Source organism: Halorubrum hochsteinianum (assembly GCF_023702125.1).
Taxonomy (GTDB): domain Archaea; phylum Halobacteriota; class Halobacteria; order Halobacteriales; family Haloferacaceae; genus Halorubrum; species Halorubrum hochsteinianum.
In genome coordinates this window covers 1,165,262-1,179,644 of sequence record NZ_CP098415.1, presented here as the reverse complement: position 1 = coordinate 1,179,644, position 14,383 = coordinate 1,165,262, and the positions used below count along the sequence as shown (strand labels likewise).

The window sequence follows — 14,383 nt, the reverse complement described above, 5'->3', positions numbered from 1 at the left end:
ATCTCAGGGCGGTCAGCGCCAGAACCACTTCGCGACCCGCGAGAAGAACCCCTCGTCCGGCTCGTCGACCGGCTCCCACAGGCGGAAGGCGGCGGCGGTGTCGGCGCGCTCGCTCGCGGCGAGCGACTCGCGCTCGGGCGCGACGACGACCAAGTTCACCTCGTAGTGCCCGTAGTAGCCGAACTTCAGGAGAGTGCGGTCTCGGAACCCCTCGACGAAGTCGACCACGTCGTCCGGGAGCTCGTCGGCGACGAGGACGACGGTGATGTCGCTCTCGTAGTGCTCCTCGTGGCCGTCGACGCGGTCGTCGGCGACGCCGTGGGCGAACTCGACGAGTCGTTCGAGATCGCCGACGCGCGGCCGCGAGACTCGGCCGGCGAACACGTACTCGCGCATGTCGTGGTCCGCATAGCTCAGGACGGGGTGGAGGAACTGCTTCTGGTTGCGGACGCGCATCTCCGCGTACAGCTCGAAGCGCTCGCCGTCGACGGCCACGTCGCGGTCGAGGTCGTAGCTGTACATGAGCCGGTCCGAGACCCGGTCGAGGTACTCGTCGTCGTAGTCCGGCACCGACTCGCGGATCTCCGCCGGCAGCTCCTCGGGGTCGCGGCGGGGGCCCTCGCCCGGCTCGGCGGTCCCCTCCGTCCCCGGCTCCCCGCCCGGGCCGGAGCGCTCGTCCGACGCCGCGCGGTCACTCATCGTCCGGGTCGTACGCGACGGCGTCGCCGGACGCGGGCGGCGCGCCGACCGCCAGCACGGTCACCGGTCCGTCCGCCTCCGCGGGGTTGTACGCGCGCTGCGGGCTCTCGGGGTCGACCACGAACAGGTCGTCGGTCGCCACCTCGTACGTCCGGTCGGGCGTCTCGACCGCGAGCGTCCCGTCGAGGACGTAGAACGCCTCCTGTTGGGTCTCGTGGTAGTGGTACGCCAAGGGGAGCTGCTCGCCGGGCTCGGCGCGGAACCGGTTGATCGCCGCGGCGTCGAGTCCCCCCGGTTCCGCAAGTTTCCGGCACTCGCTGGGGCGGTCCGACTCCGGTTCGACCGAGTCGACGTCGACGACGCGGTATCCCATGGGAACGCATTCCGCGGAGTCAGTAAAAGCGCGTCGGGAACCGGGCCGCACCGCGCGAGCATCCCGATCCGAAGCGGCGGGGCGCGGATTTAAGTGCGGGAACCGCCTATCGTGGGATGAGAAGCCATGTCAGACGACGAGTCGCGCACCCCGGAGCCGGTCGACGCCGAGATCACGGCGGAGGCGTGCGGCCGCTGTTCGATGTCGACCGTGGTCGGGGCGGTGGCGAACGACCAGTCCCCGGAGGAGCGCGCCGAGCGCGACCCGTTCGCCGACGGGCGGATCGAGGTGGACGAGTCGTCGCTCCGTCGGGTCTCGCCCGCCGGCGTCCTCGGCGACCTCAAGCGGCGGGTCGACGAGATCGGCCGCCGGATCGGGTACGGGAAGTAGCGGCCGGGCTCGCGTCGGGTCAAAGAGATTTATACGCGTCCGTTCCGTAACGAGTTCAATCGATGGAAGAGAGCATCTCCGGCTTCAAGGTGCGCGGAGACTGGGGCGACGTCGTCGAACACGGCGAGCGGATCGCGTTGGCGCTCCGGGAGGTGGGCGTCGACGGCGACGCCTACTACGAGTTCGACGAGTGGCGACCCAAGACCCACGAGCGCATCGACGAGGACGTCTCGGAGAAGACCGCGGCGCAGGCGTCCGTCGACGAGGGGAAAGGCGAGCGCGCGGGGAAATCCCCCGGCGACGACCTCCAGACGGCCGGAGAGAAGCTCACCGAGTCCTACGAGAAGGTCGAGGAGAACGACACCGAGAGCGCCCGCGAGCGCTGGGGCGAGTCGATCGAACACGTCGCCCGCGCGGCCGACTCCGCCAGCCGGAAGGCGCTCAGGAAGGTCGAGGACGCCGTCTACCGCAACGTGATGACCCAGATGGCCCCGTACTACTTCGACAACGAACTCGTCAGCGCCAACATCCAGGAGGTCGCCCGCGCGGAGGACGGCGAGACGTTCGTCTTCGAGGTGAACGTCAACGACGACGAGCTGAAAGCCGAGGTGTCTGACGTGCTCGGCGACTACGAGTCGGAGATAGACCGCTGGCACGTCGACACCGAGAAGCGGACCGAGGACGTCGCCGCCGCCGAGGGAGTCGAGCCGCCGGCGGAGGAGGGCGGCCCGGACTCGACGACGACGTGACCGGCGCGCTCCGCGCCGAGCGATATCGGTCGATTTTAACTCGCCGACCGCGGATACGAACGCATGAGCGAGGTACTCCGGGTCGAGGCGGGGGAGCTGTCCGCCGACGAACTCATCGACGAACTCAACGACGGCCGGCGGATCCTCGTCGACGTCGAGGTCGCCGGGGCCAGCCACGAGGTCGCGCTCCGGTACGACGGGGAGACCTACCACTGCGACACGCCGACGAACCTTCACCGACACGCCGCGGAGTCGGACATGCGGGGCTGTATCGACCAGATGGGATACGCGGCCGAGGAGTGAGGCTCTCGTCGCCGAGAAACCGACATTTAACCTCGGCGCGTGCGAACCGGGCGGCATGAGCGACCCCGAAATCGAGGACCTCGTCGGCGACCGGTCCCCCTCGTTCGAACACGTCCTCTCCTGCGTCTTCGGCGTGCGCGACCACGAGAGCCGGGCGTACCTGACGCTGCTCGACAACCCCGGCAGCACCGTCTCGGAGCTCGCCGACGCCCTCGACCGGGACCGGTCGAACGTGAACCGGTCGCTGTCGACGCTCCGGGAGAAGGGGCTCGTCGAGCGCCGCCGGCGGCTGCTCGACTCCGGCGGATACGTCTACCAGTACACCGCGATCCCGGTACCGGAGGCCAAGCGGCGGCTCCACGACGCCTTGGACGAGTGGGTCGCGGACGTCCACGACGCCATCGACGGGTTCAATCCCGACGAGCGCTGAGCCGGGGCCGACGCGACCGTCTATTCCTCCGCTTCGTCCGACTCCTACTCCTCCGCTTCGTCCGACTCCTCGCCCGCGGTCAGCCCGTCGTCCTCGGGGCGGTCGAGCGCGCGCTCGGCGTCGTGGTGGTCGGAGTAGCCGTCGAACCAGCGGGCGATCCGCTCGATGCGGTCGACGACGTGGGCCGGCTCGCCGGACCGGGACAGCTCGTGGCCCTCGCGCGGGTACCGGACGAACCGCGTGTCGACGCCGTTCTTCCGGAGGATCCGGTGGTACAGCTCCGCCGTACAGATCGGTGTCCGCGTGTCGTCCTCGGAGTGGATCAGGAGGGTCGGCGTGTCGACCGCGTCGGCGTGGCCGGTCGGCGACTGCTCCCAGAGCCACTCGGGCTCCTCGGACGGGACCGTGTCGAAGTCGCCCTCGACGAGCTTGTAGGCCGCGTCGGTCGAGCCGTAGAAGCCGGTGAGGTCGTAGACGCCGCGCTGGGAGACCGCCGCGTCGAAGTAGTCCGTCTGGCCGACGATCCATCCGGTCATGAACCCCCCGAAGGAGCCGCCGGTGACGAACGCGTTCGACGCGTCGACCTCGGGGCGGTCGGCGACCGTCTCGACGCCCGCCATCACGTCGCGGGTGGTGACCGCGCCCCAGTCGCGCTCGATGGCCTGCATGAACTCCTCGCCGTAGCCGGTCGAGCCGCGGGGGTTCGACCAGAAGACGGCGTAGCCGCGGGCCGCGAGCGTCTGGAACTCGTGCCACATCGTCCCCGACGTCGACCACATCGCGTGCGGGCCGCCGTGGATCTCGACCGCGAGCGGGTACGGCTCGTCGGCGTCGGCGGATTCCGGGGGCGTCAGCAGCCACCCCTGAACCTCGACGCCGTCGGACTCGAACCGGATCTCCTCCGGCTCGCCGACCGCCCGCTCGGCGAGGTAGTTGGCGTTGAGTTCGGTCAGGCGAGTCGTCTCGTCGGCCGCGGCGTCGTAGGCGAACGCGTCGCCCGGGTGGTCCCACTCGCTGGCGGCGAACGCGACGGTCACGGAGTCGGGGCCGGCGTCGGCCTCGCCGCCGACGGCCGCGCCCGAGACCGTCCCCGGGCGGAGGAGGCGCTCGGGGTCGGCGCTCCCGTCCGCGGGGACGTGCCAGAGGGCGGTCTTCCCCTCGTCGGGCGTCGCGAAGTACAGCGTCTCGCCGTCCGGGCCCCACTGCGGCATCGTCCCGCGACCCAGCCCGCGGTCGAGGTCGCCGGTGAGGTCGGTGACCGCGCCGGACTGGGCGTCGAGCACGCGGAGGTCGGTCGGCTGCATCGACACCTGATCCGGCTCCGCGTGGGTGAACGCGACGCGGCCGTCGCCGGTCGCCGCGAGGTCGGCCCCCCAGCCGGTCGTCGTGTGGACGCGATCGTCGTCGCCGGACGCGAAGTCGCGCGCGCGGATCGCGATCTCGACGGAGTCGTCGGGGTCGTCGCCGACGGCCTCGGTGTAGTACAGCGTGTCGGCGTCGCCCCACGACGGGGCGGCGAAGTCGGCGTCGCGGTCGGTGACGCGCGCGACCGCCCCCGACTCGGCCGGGTCGGGGTCGGTGACGCCCCCCACGGTCGCGTCCGCGTCGACGACGTACACGCCCGGTCGGCGACCGTCGAAGTAGCGCTCCATGGACCGGTAGACGGTCCGGTCGATGACGCGCGGGTCGGGGTGCTCGTCGGGCTCGTAGTCGGCCGGCACGGCGAGGTCGCGATCGGCCTCGCGGTCGTCGGCCGTCACCGACTGGACGAACGCGATCCGCTCGCCGTCGGGCGACCACGCGATCTGCGAGACGCCGCCGACCACGTCGGTGAGGCGGCGCGCCTCCCCCCCGTCGACCGGGAGGACCCACAGCTGCTGGCGGTCGTCGGCCGCGCCCCGGGTGGAGGTGAACGCGATCCGGTCACCGGAGGGGCTCCAACGCGGTTCGGCGTCCGAGCCCTCCGGGAGGGTGAGCCGCCGCGGGTCGTCCTCGCCGGCGACGTCGACGAGATAGATGGTGGTCTCGTAGCTGTCGTCGTCGTTCGGCTGTCGGCGCACGAAGGCGACGCGGTCGCCGTCCGGCGAGATCCGGGGGTCGGACGGGACCGCGAGGTCGTGGTAGTCGGCCGCGGTGACGCGCTCCATGGGCGTCACTCGGACGGGGGAGCCAAAAGGCGTCGGGAGCCGGAAAAGCGGGCGGCGACGAACCGGTCGGCGGCCGGAGCGGCGAGCCGCGACCGCTCAGTCGCCGCCGTTGTCGAACGCGAGCGCGACGCCGTCGTCGTCGACGGTCGCGCCGGCGGCGCAGACGGGGTGTTCGAGGTCGGCTCCGAGCAGTTCGGTCGCGACGCCGTCGGCGTCGGTCGCGGTCAGGTCGTACGGCTCGGGGGAATCCGTCTCGTAGGTCGCGACGACGGTCGGCTCCTCGACGGCCTCGACGAGCAGCGCGTCGCGGCGGACGACGCCGATCGTCGCCGACTCCGCGCCGACGACGCCGGCGACGCGGGGCGTGTCGTAGTCGTCCTTCTCGAAGTCGAGCGCGAGCAGCGGGGTCGCGAGCGCGTCGCGGGCGGGGTAGCCCAGTTCCAGTTTCTCCGCGATCGGGTCGACGTGCGAGCCGTTGCCGAGGACCGCGAGCGCCTCCCCGGTCGGGGTCTCGACCGCGCGGGCGCAGTTGTACGAGACGTACGGGTTGTCCGTCTCGGGCGCGTCCGGGGTCGGGCCGACGGTGAGCGTCCCGTCGCGGTCGGTGACGCGGCGGTTCGGGAACGAGCGCGAGGAGACGCGGTAGCCGCCGATTCCGGGCGCGACGACGACAAATCGTCCGACGTACATACAGCTTCGTGCGGATTGAGTCGTGTAAAGCGCGTCGATATGCGCACGAACGCGATCCGAAAGCGGGTCGACCGCGGAGGGGCGTCACCGAGTCGCACGGCGGTCGCAACGCGCAACGCTTACAAAGACGTGTGGGTTATTCATGAGTGCGCAGTCCATTGGGGTAGTGGCCAATCCTGTTGCCTTCTGGGGGCAACGACCCTGGTTCGAATCCAGGATGGACTACTTCTGCGGTACCCTCATTTCGACTGGAACCGAGAGAGGCCTCCGTCAGTCGGTTTCCAGTCGAAACGAAGGGGTGTGCGATCACTTCTCGACGTCGAGCAGCGCGACGCGCTCGCGCACGACGTCCGTCAGGTCGCCGGTCGTCGCGGCGAGTTCGCGGTCCGTGACGCCGTAGAACTCGCGGACGCGGTCCTCGTCGAGCGCGGGGTTCCGGCTCCCGCCGAACTCGCTGGTCCCCTCGGCGGCGAGTCCGCGAATCCGCTCGACGGCTTCGTCCACGTCCGCGGGCGGGCGGTCGACGCCGGGGACGTCGCCGAAGTCGGCGGCGAGGACGATCGCGGCGCGCTCGCCCTCCGAGACGCCGAGGTCGAGCGCGCGGTCGATCTGCCTGCGGCCGGCCGCGTACAGCAGTATCTCGACGCCGGGGTCGCGGGCGACCGCCTCGCCGCGGGCGATCGACCGGGCCGCGAGCCGGGTCGCCGCCCGGAGATGCGCGGGCGAGACGACGCGGTCGGCGTCGAACGCCTGCACCACCGCGCCGGTCTTCGCGGCGATTTCGTCGAGGTCGGCGAGGAACGCGTCGAGGTCGGGGACCGCGAACGTCCCGGCGACGAGACCGACGGCGGGGTCGGGGGGCGCTGCCGGCTCCCCCGCGGCCTCGACCGCGGAGTCGGTCATCCGAAATCACCCAGGCTGGCCTGTCCGTCGCCGTCGCCGTCGGCGTCCGCGCCCGCGGTCGCCGCCGCGGAGGCGGAGCTGTCGGGGTCGACGCCGTCGAGCGAGGGGTCCTCGCGGCCGGCGTTCTCCAAGATCCGCTCGGCGGTGCGCTCGCGGCCGCGGAGCGCGCCGAGCACGACCGCCTTGTCCGCCTCGCGGAGGTCGGCGCGGCTCTCGATGCCGGCCTCGTAGAGGCGGCGGGCGCGCTTGCGACCGACGTTGCGGACGCCGGCGAGGTCGAGCAGCTCCTCGCGGACCCCGTACTCCAGCCGCTTGCGCGCCTCGCGCACCTGAACGACCACGTCGCCGTCGATCCCCTCGACGTCGCGCGCGAGCGTCTCCGCCGCCCGGAGGAGCCACTCGGCGGTGTCAACCTTGCCGCGGATGTCGCCGGGACCGACGCCGTAGCGCTCCGCGATCCGGTCCTCGTCCACCTCGTTCGCCCAGTCCTCCAGCAGGCGGGCCGTCTTCAGCGCGGCGAGCCAGTCCTCGAACCGCACGTCCTCGTACTCGGAGGGCACGTCGCCGAGGAACTCCGTCTCGCGCTCGTAGCAGACCTCGGTGTACTCCTCGCGGTCGCCGGACTTGAGGTACAGCTCGTAGGTGTCGGGAGTCCGGCTGACGAGGTGATAGAGCCCGAGCGGCGTGACCGCGGGGCGCTCGTCGTTACCCGAGTCAGGCCGATCGGCGTCGCCATCGGTCTCCTCGGCGTCCCCGCGGGTGTACGTGGTGAAGCCCGGACTGTCGGCGTCGGGGTCCGCGCCGGCCTCGTCCGCCGGGACGAACTCGGCGTCCGCGGCGGCGTCGTCGGCGTCGCCGTCCGCGACGGTGCGGAGGCCGTCGAGGATCTCCGCCGCGCTCATCGGGTCGAGGTAGAGCCGCGAGACGGTGTGGCCGATCCCGGTCGCGGCGAGGCCCTCCGCCCCGCCGTCGCGGTCGCGCTCGACGAAGCCGTTGACTTCGAGGTAGTCCAAGACGGTGTCGGTGACCGCGGCGAGGCGGCCCTCGTCGTCGGTCTGTGTCGCGTAGAGCGTGTTGTCGAGGAACGACAGGAGCCCCTCGCGGGTGGCGGCAAAGCCCGAGGCGATCGTCGCGAGGACGTGGGTGCGGAGCGCCGGCTCGGCCGCCAGCTTCGAGCGGACCGGTTCGGCCTCGGCCCAGACGTACCGCTCGAACAGCTCCTCCTGCGTGTCCGCGTCGTTCGCGAGCAGCACCGCCTCGCCGTACGGGTCGAGCCCGGGGCGGCCCGCCCGCCCGCACATCTGGTGGACTTCGAGGACATCGAGGGGTTTCATGCCGCCGAACTCCCCGTCGTAGCGCCGCCAGTCGCGGACGATCACCCGGCGGGCGGGAGTGTTGACCCCGGCGGCGAGGGTCGGGGTCGCGGAGACGCACTTGATCAGGCGGTCGCGGAACGCGTCCTCGATCAGGCTGCGGTGTTCGCTCGCGAGGCCGGCGTGGTGGAACGCCGACCCCTGCTCGACCGCGTCCGCGAGGTCCTCGGAGGTGTCGGTGTCGGAGACGCCGCGGATCTCCTCGGCCAGTTCGCGGAGGCGGTCGCGCTCCTCGCCGGTGAGCCGGGAGCTCGTCACCTCGCCGAGCTTCCGGGCCGACGACTCGGCGTTGCGGCGGGAGTTGACGAAGACGAGCGAGGAGCCGCCCTGCCCGCCCTCCTCGGTGTCTAAGGCGTCGCCGACGAGCTCCGCGGTCTGGTCCTCGCCGCGCTCGACCGGGACCTCGCGCTGGCTCCCGTCGTCGAAGTTGATCGCGTTGCCGAAGTGGACGCCGGTGTGGAGCTCGATGGGTCGCCAGTCGGACTCGACGAGCTCGGCGTCGAGCCAGTCGGCGATGACGTCGGCGTTGCCGACCGTCGCCGAGAGCGCGACGGTCTGGAGGCCGGGGTTCACCTTGCGGAGCTTCGCGAGGGTGACTTCGAGGGTCGGGCCGCGGTGGGAGTCGTCGACGAGGTGGACCTCGTCGCTGACGACGCAGGTCAGGTCGTCGATCCACGGCGCGCCGTTGCGGATCAGCGAGTCGACCTTCTCCGAGGTCGCGACGATGATGTCCCTGCTCGCGAGCCACTCGCCGTCGGAGTCGTAGTTGCCGGTCGAAACCCCGACCGTCACGTCGAACTCCTCCCAGCGCTCGAACTCGGCCTTCTTCTCGCTGGCGAGCGCGCGCAGCGGAACGATATATAACGCCTTGCCGCCCCGCTGGATCGAGGAGAGCATCGCCAGCTCCGCGATCAGCGTCTTGCCGGACGCGGTGGGGACGGCCGCGACGAGGCTCTCGCCGTCCAGCACCCCGGCCTCGACGGCCGCCTGCTGGGGCGGGTACAGCTCCGCGACGCCCTCCGCTTCGAGCGCCTCGCCGACGCCCGCGGGGAGCCCGGAGAGCGAACTCGGTTCCATTACCTGAGTCTGGTCCCCGACGCGATTTAAACCGTCGGAAGGGCGCGCTGCGCGTTTTTAAACGACGAACGGTGGCGACAATCCGACGGTCGGCGCGCGCCTCCGAGGCCGCATCGCGGCCGAGGAGCGCGTGCGAGGGAGTCGCTGGCGGTCGGAGCGAAGCGGAGACCGCCAGCGACGAGGCTGGGGAGGCGTGAGGTGCGGTGCTGTTGCGGGGCGGGACTTGAAGGGGCAGTCGCGAGGCGGGCGCAGGTGACGCAAGCACCGCAACGAGGGAGCGAAGCGACCGAGTGAGGAGCACAGCGAGCGTGCGCCCGCCTCGCGACTGGGGCTTCGGCAGTCGCGGTCGTGACGAGATCAGCAGCGTACAGCCGAGCGACTGGGGTTTCGGCAGTGCTGGCGGTCACGACAGATTCGTAAGCGGCGACGTATCGGTCCGAGTCAGGGAGCGACGCCGACGGTCAACAGCGTCCCCCACGTCCGGTACCGGTCCACCATCGCCTCGCGCGTCTCGTAGTCCTCGGTCGGGAAATCGCCCTCGTCCGGTATCTCGACCTCGCGGTCCGGGATCGCGTCCTGCTCGGCGACGTACAGGCCGGCCTCGCGGAACGCCTCGCGGTACTCGTCGCGGCTCCACAGCGTCATGTCGACCGAGATGTTCTCCTGCCACGCGTGGGTCGTCTCGCTCTCCGCGAAGTAGTTCACCGCGCAGTAGAAGGTGCCGCCCGGCCGCAACACCCTGCGGACCTCCCGGAGCGTGTTGACCGGGTCGGCCGCGTAGTAGAACGCCTCCATCGAGAACACGTGGTCGAGCGAGTCGTCGGCGAGGGGGAGGTCGTCGAAGTCGCCGACCACGAACCCGACCGCGTCGTCGTCGGTGTACCCGCGGGCGTTCCGGGCCATCTCCGGCGCGCCGTCGAGCCCGTACCCGCGGCCGATCCCCCGCTCGCGGAGCGCGCGAAGGGCGTAGCCGGAGCCGGTCCCGAGGTCCAACACGTCGTCGCCGGCCTCGACCGGCATCCGCGCCAGAACGTGTTTCGCGGTGTGCCAGTGCCGGTCCTCCATCCCGCGGTCCTTTCCGGTCGCCGCCCACTCGTCGAACTCCTCGCGAACGCTCATGTCGCAGGCGACGCGGAGGACGGTGAAAAGCGGCGGTGTTTTACCGGCCCCTCTCATCGGTCGCGGACATGAAGCGGCCGAAGTCGCTCCGCCGACCGAAGTTCCGGCTGGCGGACTCCGCCCAGCAGGCGGTCGGGGGGTTCCTGCTCGCGGGGCCGTTCGTCGTCACCGAGGAGGTGTGGGTGTTGGCCGCGGGGATGCACTGGAGCCAGGGCGTGGTGACCGCCCTGATCGTCGCCGCGATCGGGTACGCCGCGCTGTACCGGGCGGACACCGACCGCGACCCGGACGCGGAAAGCGAGATCGCCGGGGTCCCCACGCGGTTCGTCTCGCTGATGATCGTCTCGTTCGGCTCCGTGCTCCTGCTCGCCGTCCTCTTCGACGCCCCGGATACGTTCCTCATCGAGCAGGGCGTCGCCGGGAGAGAGCTGTGGGCGACCACACTCAAGGCGGTCTCCGTGGGCGCGGTGTTCAGCGTCGTCGGCGCGGCGACCGCCGACAGCGTGTTCTGAGGGGATCCGATCGGGACCAGGTGTCCCCGAGGCCGTCACAACACGACCGAGACGACCGCGAAGAGGATCAACACGCCGGCGATGTCACAGAGGTTCGTCACCACCGGGATCGTCGTGTCGTCGGGGTTGAGACCGACGCGGTACGACACCTCGACCGCGACGACGCTGGCGACGACGACGAGGACCGCGAGCAGCATGCCGGAGACGAGCGAGATCAGCAGTACCAGCCCGAGCGCGAGCGACCCGCCGAGCGCGACGCCGATGGCCCACGCGGCGACGCCGACCGCGCCGAAGACGGTCGCCGCGAGCCCGAACACCGCGACCGCGTTCGCCCGGAGCGCGGGGTTCGAGGGACTGAACTCGTAGGTCCCGAGATACAGCTGCGTGGTGAGCCGCGAGCAGGTGATCGACGCGAGGTTGCCGGCCGTCCCGATCTGAACCGGCACCAGCACCAGAAGCGCCGGATACCGCAACAGGACCTCCTCGTAGGTCTCCAGGACGGTCCCGGAGACGAGCTGGAGCACCGACAGCGCGGCCAGAAGCGGGATCATCGTCCGGACGATCCGGCGGATAGACCACTCGTCGATCGCCGTGGGGCTCGGGTCGGTCACGACACCGCCCTCACCGCGGCCACCCCGACGAGGAGGAAGAACACCCCGAACACGTCGCCGAGGGTCGTGACGACCGGGCCGATGACGTTGTCGGGGTCGAGTCCCCGGCGGTATCCGACGAAGATGACGACGATCAACACCGTGATCATGAGGACGGCGGAGAGGAGGCCGGCGACGACCATCACGCCGACCAGCTGAAAGAGGCTCCCGCCGTCGCCGAACAGGACGAGGGTGAGGTAGGTGACGACCGCGATGAACACCGAGACGGTCATCCCGTTGAGGAAGGAGGCGACGATCGCGTTCGTGAGCCGGCGGTCCAGCCGGAACCGCGGCTCGATGATCCCCTGGTGAAGCCCCGTCGAGAGCCGAGCCCCGAGCGAGCCGTACACGCCGCCGCGCGTGGCGAGGAACGCCGGCAGCAGCAGGAGGAGCCCGGGGACTTCGGCGATGTTCGCGCGCATGGTCTCGGAGCCGAGGACCGTCCCCGCGAACAGGCCGGCGATCAGGCTGACCCCGATGACCGGGAGCGCCTGCCGGTAGATCTCGCGCGCGGAGTCGTGACCGGGCATCGACCGCACCGAGGGCGGGCGGGGCAAAAAAACCGGCCGCCGCGTCCGCCGGTCGGACCGGCCCGTCGGTCGGCGGACGCCCGCGTGTCACGATCTCCAGATGAAACGGAGGGGGCGGTAAGGGCGGTCGAGTGCGGACGAACGACCGAACGCGGACGAACGACCGAGCGCAGACGAACGACCGAGCGCAGACGGGCGACCGAGCGCAGACGGGCGATCGGGCCCGGAGGTCACCGACCCCGATCCGGCGACCCGGCCGCGTCCGACGGTCTCGGCCCCCTCCGGCCCGCACCGTTAAGTCGATCCGGCGAGTGCCGATCCCATGGACTACTCCCTCGCCGTCGAGAACGGGCCGGAAACGATACCGGGCGGGACCGGACTCCTGCTCGTCCACCCGAGCATCGGCGAGACGGACCGGATCGACACGGACTTCCTGAAGACCGACACCGACGCGTTCCTCGTCGTCTCGACCCGAACCACCGCGCGCGAGGTCGAGCAGAAGCTGGAGTACTACGACGTCGACGAGACGAAGGCGACCATCCTCGACACGCTCTCGGTCGAGCGCGGCTACTCGCGCCGCACCGCCGACGACGTGTACTACGTCTCCGCGCCCGACGACCTCGACGGCGTCGTCGACCGCGTGGAGCGCTTCCTCACCGAGAACGAGGGGAAGCGACGCGTCTCCGTCGACTCGCTCACCGAGATGGCCTACTATGCCGACGACGACGCGGTGTACGAGGCGGCGGCCGAGATCCTCGACCTCCTCGATACACACGACGCGGTCGGCATCTTCCACCTCTCCGAGGAGGTCCACGAGGTCGCGACGCTCGACCGGTTCCGCGAGCTGTTCGACGGCGTCATCGACCTCGACGGCGAGGGCAACGTCACCGTCGAGCTCTGAACGGGGGTTCCGCCGAGCGCCCCGCCCGTCGCGTCACTCCGCTTCGTCGACGAGCGCCGCGAACGTCTTCTCCGCCCACGCGACGGCGTAGGCCGCCCCGCGGTCCCGGTAGGCGGCCGTGTCGAGCGCGCCGTACGGGGCCGGGAGGTCGAGGTCGTGTCTGACCGCCGAGCAGGCGTACTCCGTCGCGCTCGGGAAGTCGGTGTCGCCGCGGGCGACCTCGCCCGAGAGGTCGCCGAGCCGACCGGAGAGCCGCTCGCCCGCGTCGACCCACGCGTCGAACAGGCGAGGGAACTCTCCCTCCCACGACGCGAACTCCTCGCGGGTGTGGAGGCCGACCCACGCGTCGAACAGCGCGTTCGCGACCTGGAAGACATCGGCCGGGCCGAACCCGGTCGTCGACGCCCCCGTCTCCGGGTCGGGGTGGCGGATCGCCGCGTCGAGGTCGCGGTAGCGCTCGCCGAAGAAGGGGAGGAACGTCTCGGGGAGGCGCGGCGCGTCGCCGGCGGTCGATCCGATGTCGCCGCCGACGGCTCCGGGGGCCGGCTCGCAGCCGATCCGGACCAGCCGCTCGGCGATCAGGAACGCGAGGAAGTCGTCGGGCGTCCCCTCCGCGCGCCGCTTGACGAGCACGGCGGGCGGGTCGGTCTGGGTTGTCCGAACGACCGTGCCGTCGACCGGGAGGCCGACGGTGAACGCCGGCCCCGCGTGTTTCCGGAGCAGGTCCGGGACCGCCTCGGGGAGCCACTCGGCGGGGTACGACGCGGGGTCGAGCGCGTCGACGAAGACGCCGAGGTCCTCCGCCGCGGCCGGCGGGAGCGTCTCGAAGTCCGAATCGACGTCGAGGACGGGCGACCCCGCCGCGTACCGGTCGCGGACCGCGGCGAGGTCGTCGTCGAGTGCCCGGGCCGAGAACATCAGCCGAAGACGTACGAGAGGATGATGAGCACCGAGAGGACGGCCGAGACGCCGACCGTTCCGACCACGATCTTCGTTGACTTGGACATGCGCGTCTCTGGGTCCGCCGGTCGTTAAAATCAACCGGTCGCCGCCGGCCGCGCGGCAGCGACTTTATGTCGCCGGGCGAGAGTCCCATGGTATGCGAGTCCGTGACGCGGTCGAGGCCGACGCGACGGCCGTGGCGTCGATGACGGGGCGGCCGAGCGGCGTCGTCCGCGACATGATCCACGACCGGTCGGTCCGCGTCGCGACGACGGAGGAGGAGCCGGCCGAGCGCGACGACGGGGCGGACACCCCCGCCGACGCGGTGGCCGGGTTCGTCGCGTTCGACGTGCGCGACGGCGTCGTCCACGTGACGAACGTCGACGGGACCCCCGACGCTGTCGGGCGGTTGTTCGAGGAGCCGGTGGGGTTCGCGACCCGCGAGGGGATGTCGGTGGAGGCCGTGCTCCCGACCGACGGAACCGCGAGCAAGGCGGCCGCGTCGCTCGGGTTCGAGGCGATCGGTTCCGGGCCGCGGATCGACGGCGCGTCGACGACGCGGTACCGGTTCGACCCGGGCGAAAGCGAGTGAGCG

18 protein-coding genes and 1 tRNA gene are annotated in these 14,383 nt (G+C 71.3%); 8 read left to right on the top strand and 11 right to left on the bottom strand.

From position 1 onward, the window contains the following. Positions 1 to 12 precede the first annotated feature (12 nt). Both NAF06_RS05800 and NAF06_RS05795 read right to left on the bottom strand, forming a co-directional pair. Complete coding sequence (locus NAF06_RS05800; RefSeq protein WP_008585430.1) at positions 13 to 699, bottom strand: DUF8052 family protein; 687 nt, start codon at positions 697 to 699, stop codon at positions 13 to 15. Next, a complete protein-coding gene (locus NAF06_RS05795; RefSeq protein ID WP_008585433.1) occupies positions 692 to 1,072 on the bottom strand; it encodes a cupin domain-containing protein in 381 nt (126 codons plus the stop codon). The genes NAF06_RS05800 and NAF06_RS05795 overlap by 8 nt, the downstream gene beginning before the upstream one ends. 126 nt (positions 1,073 to 1,198) lie before the next feature. Between NAF06_RS05795 and NAF06_RS05790 the strand changes: the two genes are divergently transcribed. The 4 genes from NAF06_RS05790 to NAF06_RS05775 all read left to right on the top strand — a co-directional run bounded on the left by NAF06_RS05790 (position 1,199) and on the right by NAF06_RS05775 (position 2,944). Beyond that, positions 1,199 to 1,462: a DUF8007 family protein gene (locus NAF06_RS05790; protein WP_008585435.1), complete on the top strand. Its 264-nt coding sequence runs from the start codon at positions 1,199 to 1,201 to the stop codon at positions 1,460 to 1,462. A 62-nt stretch (positions 1,463 to 1,524) separates the two neighbouring features. Further along, a complete protein-coding gene (locus NAF06_RS05785; RefSeq protein ID WP_008585438.1) occupies positions 1,525 to 2,211 on the top strand; it encodes a DUF5828 family protein in 687 nt (228 codons plus the stop codon). Positions 2,212 to 2,274: 63 nt separating this feature from the next. Next, positions 2,275 to 2,514: a DUF8001 family protein gene (locus NAF06_RS05780; RefSeq protein ID WP_006629152.1), complete on the top strand. Its 240-nt coding sequence runs from the start codon at positions 2,275 to 2,277 to the stop codon at positions 2,512 to 2,514. Between the two features lie 55 nt (positions 2,515 to 2,569). Continuing rightward, positions 2,570 to 2,944 (top strand): helix-turn-helix domain-containing protein, encoded by a 375-nt coding sequence (locus tag NAF06_RS05775; RefSeq protein WP_008585441.1) that lies wholly within the window; start codon positions 2,570 to 2,572, stop codon positions 2,942 to 2,944. 44 nt (positions 2,945 to 2,988) lie between these two features. On the opposite strand, the gene NAF06_RS05770 is transcribed toward NAF06_RS05775, so the two are convergent. Both NAF06_RS05770 and NAF06_RS05765 read right to left on the bottom strand, forming a co-directional pair. Further along, entirely contained in the window at positions 2,989 to 5,091 is a 2,103-nt protein-coding gene (locus tag NAF06_RS05770; RefSeq protein ID WP_008585443.1) for a S9 family peptidase, read from the bottom strand. Between the two features lie 96 nt (positions 5,092 to 5,187). Then, positions 5,188 to 5,781 (bottom strand): IMP cyclohydrolase, encoded by a 594-nt coding sequence (locus NAF06_RS05765; RefSeq protein WP_008585445.1) that lies wholly within the window; start codon positions 5,779 to 5,781, stop codon positions 5,188 to 5,190. A 152-nt stretch (positions 5,782 to 5,933) separates the two neighbouring features. On the opposite strand from NAF06_RS05765, the gene NAF06_RS05760 reads away from it, so the two are divergent. Then, positions 5,934 to 6,006, top strand: a tRNA-Gln gene (locus NAF06_RS05760). Positions 6,007 to 6,087: 81 nt separating this feature from the next. Here the strand turns inward: NAF06_RS05760 and cgi121 are convergent. From cgi121 to NAF06_RS05745, 3 genes are all read right to left on the bottom strand, one after another. Further along, on the bottom strand, positions 6,088 to 6,684 hold the full coding sequence (gene cgi121 / locus NAF06_RS05755) for a KEOPS complex subunit Cgi121 (RefSeq protein WP_008585448.1): 597 nt from the start codon (positions 6,682 to 6,684) through the stop codon (positions 6,088 to 6,090). Then, positions 6,681 to 9,134 (bottom strand): ATP-dependent DNA helicase, encoded by a 2,454-nt coding sequence (locus NAF06_RS05750; RefSeq protein ID WP_008585450.1) that lies wholly within the window; start codon positions 9,132 to 9,134, stop codon positions 6,681 to 6,683. The genes cgi121 and NAF06_RS05750 overlap by 4 nt, the downstream gene beginning before the upstream one ends. A 441-nt stretch (positions 9,135 to 9,575) precedes the next feature. Continuing rightward, positions 9,576 to 10,253 carry a class I SAM-dependent methyltransferase gene (locus tag NAF06_RS05745; RefSeq protein WP_008585452.1) on the bottom strand — a complete coding sequence of 226 codons (678 nt, stop codon included), beginning with the start codon at positions 10,251 to 10,253 and terminating at the stop codon, positions 9,576 to 9,578. 68 nt (positions 10,254 to 10,321) lie between these two features. Between NAF06_RS05745 and NAF06_RS05740 the strand changes: the two genes are divergently transcribed. Continuing rightward, a complete protein-coding gene (locus tag NAF06_RS05740) occupies positions 10,322 to 10,765 on the top strand; it encodes a DUF2391 family protein (protein WP_008585454.1) in 444 nt (147 codons plus the stop codon). 35 nt (positions 10,766 to 10,800) lie between these two features. Here the strand turns inward: NAF06_RS05740 and NAF06_RS05735 are convergent, their stop codons facing one another. Together NAF06_RS05735 and NAF06_RS05730 are read right to left on the bottom strand one after the other, a co-directional pair. Then, positions 10,801 to 11,376 (bottom strand): magnesium transporter, encoded by a 576-nt coding sequence (locus NAF06_RS05735; protein WP_008585456.1) that lies wholly within the window; start codon positions 11,374 to 11,376, stop codon positions 10,801 to 10,803. Beyond that, the gene (locus tag NAF06_RS05730) at positions 11,373 to 11,945 is read right to left on the bottom strand and encodes a magnesium transporter (RefSeq protein WP_008585458.1); all 573 of its coding nucleotides are present in this window, start codon (positions 11,943 to 11,945) and stop codon (positions 11,373 to 11,375) included. The genes NAF06_RS05735 and NAF06_RS05730 overlap by 4 nt, the downstream gene beginning before the upstream one ends. A 322-nt stretch (positions 11,946 to 12,267) precedes the next feature. Between NAF06_RS05730 and NAF06_RS05725 the strand changes: the two genes are divergently transcribed. Beyond that, entirely contained in the window at positions 12,268 to 12,846 is a 579-nt protein-coding gene (locus NAF06_RS05725) for a DUF7090 family protein (RefSeq protein WP_008585461.1), read from the top strand. A 33-nt stretch (positions 12,847 to 12,879) separates the two neighbouring features. Here the strand turns inward: NAF06_RS05725 and NAF06_RS05720 are convergent, their stop codons facing one another. Continuing rightward, positions 12,880 to 13,764, bottom strand: a complete 885-nt coding sequence (locus NAF06_RS05720; RefSeq protein ID WP_008585463.1) for a DUF7089 family protein — start codon at positions 13,762 to 13,764, stop codon at positions 12,880 to 12,882. After that, positions 13,764 to 13,853 carry a hypothetical protein gene (locus NAF06_RS15560; RefSeq protein ID WP_425601824.1) on the bottom strand — a complete coding sequence of 30 codons (90 nt, stop codon included), beginning with the start codon at positions 13,851 to 13,853 and terminating at the stop codon, positions 13,764 to 13,766. The genes NAF06_RS05720 and NAF06_RS15560 overlap by 1 nt, the downstream gene beginning before the upstream one ends. Positions 13,854 to 13,945: 92 nt before the next feature. Between NAF06_RS15560 and NAF06_RS05715 the strand changes: the two genes are divergently transcribed. Further along, positions 13,946 to 14,380 carry a hypothetical protein gene (locus tag NAF06_RS05715; protein WP_008585466.1) on the top strand — a complete coding sequence of 145 codons (435 nt, stop codon included), beginning with the start codon at positions 13,946 to 13,948 and terminating at the stop codon, positions 14,378 to 14,380. Positions 14,381 to 14,383 lie beyond the last annotated feature (3 nt).

What these genes read in the sequence shown, in the direction of transcription:
- NAF06_RS05800 (WP_008585430.1), bottom strand. Translation starts at nt 699, where the DNA reads ATGAGTGACCGCGCGGCGTCGGACGAGCGCTCCGGCCCGGGCGGGGAG.
- NAF06_RS05795 (WP_008585433.1), bottom strand. Translation starts at nt 1,072, where the DNA reads ATGGGATACCGCGTCGTCGACGTCGACTCGGTCGAACCGGAGTCGGAC.
- NAF06_RS05790 (WP_008585435.1), top strand. Translation starts at nt 1,199, where the DNA reads ATGTCAGACGACGAGTCGCGCACCCCGGAGCCGGTCGACGCCGAGATC.
- NAF06_RS05785 (WP_008585438.1), top strand. Translation starts at nt 1,525, where the DNA reads ATGGAAGAGAGCATCTCCGGCTTCAAGGTGCGCGGAGACTGGGGCGAC.
- NAF06_RS05780 (WP_006629152.1), top strand. Translation starts at nt 2,275, where the DNA reads ATGAGCGAGGTACTCCGGGTCGAGGCGGGGGAGCTGTCCGCCGACGAA.
- NAF06_RS05775 (WP_008585441.1), top strand. Translation starts at nt 2,570, where the DNA reads ATGAGCGACCCCGAAATCGAGGACCTCGTCGGCGACCGGTCCCCCTCG.
- NAF06_RS05770 (WP_008585443.1), bottom strand. Translation starts at nt 5,091, where the DNA reads ATGGAGCGCGTCACCGCGGCCGACTACCACGACCTCGCGGTCCCGTCC.
- NAF06_RS05765 (WP_008585445.1), bottom strand. Translation starts at nt 5,781, where the DNA reads ATGTACGTCGGACGATTTGTCGTCGTCGCGCCCGGAATCGGCGGCTAC.
- cgi121 (WP_008585448.1), bottom strand. Translation starts at nt 6,684, where the DNA reads ATGACCGACTCCGCGGTCGAGGCCGCGGGGGAGCCGGCAGCGCCCCCC.
- NAF06_RS05750 (WP_008585450.1), bottom strand. Translation starts at nt 9,134, where the DNA reads ATGGAACCGAGTTCGCTCTCCGGGCTCCCCGCGGGCGTCGGCGAGGCG.
- NAF06_RS05745 (WP_008585452.1), bottom strand. Translation starts at nt 10,253, where the DNA reads ATGAGCGTTCGCGAGGAGTTCGACGAGTGGGCGGCGACCGGAAAGGAC.
- NAF06_RS05740 (WP_008585454.1), top strand. Translation starts at nt 10,322, where the DNA reads ATGAAGCGGCCGAAGTCGCTCCGCCGACCGAAGTTCCGGCTGGCGGAC.
- NAF06_RS05730 (WP_008585458.1), bottom strand. Translation starts at nt 11,945, where the DNA reads ATGCCCGGTCACGACTCCGCGCGCGAGATCTACCGGCAGGCGCTCCCG.
- NAF06_RS05725 (WP_008585461.1), top strand. Translation starts at nt 12,268, where the DNA reads ATGGACTACTCCCTCGCCGTCGAGAACGGGCCGGAAACGATACCGGGC.
- NAF06_RS05720 (WP_008585463.1), bottom strand. Translation starts at nt 13,764, where the DNA reads ATGTTCTCGGCCCGGGCACTCGACGACGACCTCGCCGCGGTCCGCGAC.
- NAF06_RS15560 (WP_425601824.1), bottom strand. Translation starts at nt 13,853, where the DNA reads ATGTCCAAGTCAACGAAGATCGTGGTCGGAACGGTCGGCGTCTCGGCC.
- NAF06_RS05715 (WP_008585466.1), top strand. Translation starts at nt 13,946, where the DNA reads ATGCGAGTCCGTGACGCGGTCGAGGCCGACGCGACGGCCGTGGCGTCG.